The organism is Vibrio makurazakiensis, from assembly GCF_050337375.1.
In the GTDB taxonomy this organism is placed as follows: Bacteria; Pseudomonadota; Gammaproteobacteria; order Enterobacterales; family Vibrionaceae; genus Vibrio; species Vibrio makurazakiensis.
Genome location: NZ_JAKJSW010000324.1, coordinates 1 through 3248 on the forward strand (window position 1 = coordinate 1; position 3248 = coordinate 3248).

Below are 3248 nucleotides of genomic sequence, written 5' to 3' on the forward strand. Positions count from 1 at the left end.
TAGCTGATAATCCCCGTCAACAACGTTGATGGGGATTTTTTATTCTTAAACAAAATTTAGCAATGGCACATGAAGCCTGGCTRGTTGCTTGGATGAAACTACAACGGAATATGTACATCGAAGAAGCGTGCGGTTCACTAGATATCGCACTTCAGCCTAAGCGGAAGATACTTAGTCTGGTACCCCGCGTCCTCTCTAACTCTCACCGACTTACCACTGTTTTGACCTATCCAGTCACTAAAAACTAATTCATATATTGATGATATTTGATTTACAGTCTATCATTCTGTATGTGAGCTGTGGTGGATTAATTTATTCACTAACAAAGTTGGAATCGTTTGCTTACTGCTGCGACTAATTTCTGCCCGGATTTTGATGGTATTGATGCACTTGTTCTCTACAGATAATAAGCGTCTTTCCCTCACTACAAAGCTATGGCAGCCATATTTTCAATACCAATATTGCTGAGGCTAGCTCCCTAATTGAGGGCTTCAAGCCCTAGAATTTAATATTGATAAAACAATCATCAATAGGTGAGGAGTATACTTAGTGAATTTCAATAAGAAGAAAGCCAGAACAATCGTAATAATCGGAGCAGTTGTAGGAATCATAGGTCTTAACCTATTCACCATCACACCAGCCGGACACACAAAGGTTCAAACATGTCTAGGTGAAGTAACCCCAACGCACTTTGGTGAGGGCTTACATTTTCCTGTAACTCCGTACTGTGGCTTTGATACCTACGACACTCGTGAGTTCAAGTACGAAATCAACAAGATCAACGTACCTACACAAGACCGATTCAGCTCAACGGCTAATGTTACTGCGCTAATTCGCGTAGAACCGAAAGGGACACCGGGAATTAAAAAGAATTACGGCAACATGGATGAGTTCTTAGATAAGACTATTCGCCAACAGCTACGTTCGATGCTTCGTGATGAGGGTAGAAAGTTAGAGGATAGCCGTTCTCTTGCTCAATCTGACAAAGTGTCAAACATGCAAGATAGTCTTAAGGCGCGTCTTACAGTGGCTCTAGAGGGCAAGATTTCAGTTAATGAAGTTCTTGTTCAAGACATTGAGTTCGACCCAAGAATCTCAAAACAAATTCTGGCTACTCAGCAACGAATTCAAAAGGAAGAGTCGGAAGCGTCACAGCTACGAATTCAGAAAACAGTAGCAGATCAAGCAATTGAGAAAGCTCGTGGTTCGTCTGAATCGAAGAAGCTAGAAGCATCTGCAGAGCAATTCAGACTAGAATCTATTGCGGATGGTAAAGCACACGCTCAGAGAGTAGCAGCAGAAGCAGAGCGTTATGAGCTTGAGCAACGCGCACACGGTAACAAAGCTTTGAACAAATCGCTTACTAATAACATTCTCAAGCTTAAGGCTTTAGAAGTTCAGCAAGTAGAAGCCGGCAATGGCTGGAACGGTCAATTACCTAATGACTTCTCACCTGTATATGGTGACGGCAACGGTAGCTCAGCACCATTCTTGTTAAAGAACCTTAAGTAACGTCCAGGTTAGCTAATAAGTTATCTCAACGAGAGAGTAAGTAGCTGATAATCCCCGTCAACAACGTTGATGGGGATTTTTATATTTGAATAACAATTACCAATGATGCATGAGAGCATTGAAGATACCGATAATTGTGAACCTGTCGTCAATGCCATTCAGCTTGGACAGATAGACAAAGCCTTACCCTCAACTTCGTCAACTTCGTTTAGTCGTTTAGTCGTTTTGATGTCAACGGAAACTCAAGTGCTTATGGGCGCAGCTTTTGATGGTTGTCATGTTGATGACAACTATAGCTAAGCGTAAGTTACGCTATGAGGTGATAGAGAAGTATGTGGAAAACGACAGGACTATTTCAATGCCTTCTATCTTAAAGCTTAGAAGCCAAACCCTAGTTTACCTTCTTGCCGGGAAACAAAACTCGTGTTATATCAAGAACCAAAGGGCGAAATGAAAGGTTTCAATACTTCTTTGATTGAGCCTGTTAAGTACCACTAAGATTCAAGCAGTAATGCTTATCCGAACAGCATTAAGTTTATGGCTAGTCTGTATTATCTATTGCTAATCGCTTTATTTCATTGCCCGTTTATTTTTATCTAGTTTGCTATAACAAAGGATTTGTTCATGAAATTTCTAGAGTTAAAAGTACCACCCGTAGCGCTCTTCTTTGTCTTATTGGCACTTTCGTATGTTGTATCAATTGCGTTTACCGTGCTTTCAATTCAATCACCAGTTCGGTTTGAAGTGTTGATTGGTTCAATTCTAGTTAGCGGCTGGATAGGTATTGCGGGAGTTGTTGAATTCAAAAAGAAGAAGACCACGGTGAATCCAGTTAAACCAGAGAACGCTTCTTCAGTGGTGGATAGTGGTATATTTGCTTACACGAGAAATCCAATGTATTTAGGGTTGTTCTTGCTGCTATTAGGCGTTGGCTACTATCTACAGAATACTGGCAGTATTGCGGTCAGCTTCTTATTTGTGCTTTATATGAACCGATTTCAAATTCAGCCAGAAGAAAGGGTGCTAGAAGATTTATTTGGTGCGAGCTATGTGGATTATAAGCAGCGTGTGCGCCGTTGGGTCTAAATGCAATGCACAGTAGGCTGATGGGCTAGTACCTATTTCTCCCTGATTAGTTGAACTAGATTATTTGTAGCAGACAAGAAAAAGCCCGATAATTTTCATGATTATCGGGGCTTTAATGTTTATTCGTTGTATTACGCTGCAGCAGCAAATTGAGCTAGGAACATGTCTTTACGTTCATTGAAACGATTTACTAGGTCATCGACCGCTTCTTGGCTGTATGGCTTGAGGCCACTTGCAACCATGCGCTTAATACCTTTACCTACTACTTCACCGTCTTCTTTAAAATCGAAGTTTAGTGTGACAGTGCCACGCTTTCCTTCGACATCAAAAGTTGCGCCAGAGAAAGACACTTCTGGATGAGATAGGTCTAAGCGAGAAAACTCAACTTCCATGCTTTCGTAGATAACTAGAGGGCGTTGGCAGTTGATCATCATTTGTTGCTCTTCCATAAGAGGAACCATGATGTGTGGGAAGTTCATACCAGAGAACTGAACGTAGTTTGTTACAACGTGCTCGATAAACTCTTGGTTGTGGCTACGTTCACCTTCACACGTCATGTGTAGGTATTCTTTGCCATTTGCGTCTACTAGAGCGCTTTCTTTATCACACTTATTTTCTACATTAAGTGCAACACCGTCGTTTACCATTCC

At 41.3% G+C, this 3248-nt stretch carries 3 protein-coding genes and 1 pseudogene; 3 read left to right on the forward strand and 1 reads right to left on the reverse strand.

The window, feature by feature from the left end; genetic code table 11:
• The first annotated feature begins 549 nt into the window (after positions 1-549).
• From L4C33_RS20810 to L4C33_RS20820, 3 genes and pseudogenes are all read left to right on the forward strand, one after another.
• Positions 550-1512: an SPFH domain-containing protein gene (locus L4C33_RS20810; RefSeq protein ID WP_428814301.1), complete on the forward strand. Its 963-nt coding sequence runs from the start codon at positions 550-552 to the stop codon at positions 1510-1512.
• 150 nt (positions 1513-1662) lie between these two features.
• A pseudogene (locus L4C33_RS20815) lies at positions 1663-2004 on the forward strand (IS4 family transposase); the annotation flags it as partial.
• Between the two features lie 132 nt (positions 2005-2136).
• Positions 2137-2598 (forward strand): methyltransferase family protein, encoded by a 462-nt coding sequence (locus tag L4C33_RS20820; protein ID WP_428814302.1) that lies wholly within the window; start codon positions 2137-2139, stop codon positions 2596-2598.
• 131 nt (positions 2599-2729) lie between these two features.
• Here L4C33_RS20820 and L4C33_RS20825 read toward each other — a convergent pair.
• A partial coding sequence (locus L4C33_RS20825; RefSeq protein ID WP_428814303.1) for a DUF3581 family protein occupies positions 2730-3248 on the reverse strand: 519 nt, incomplete at its 5' end.

What these genes read in the sequence shown, in the direction of transcription:
- L4C33_RS20820 (WP_428814302.1), top strand. Translation starts at nt 2,137, where the DNA reads ATGAAATTTCTAGAGTTAAAAGTACCACCCGTAGCGCTCTTCTTTGTC.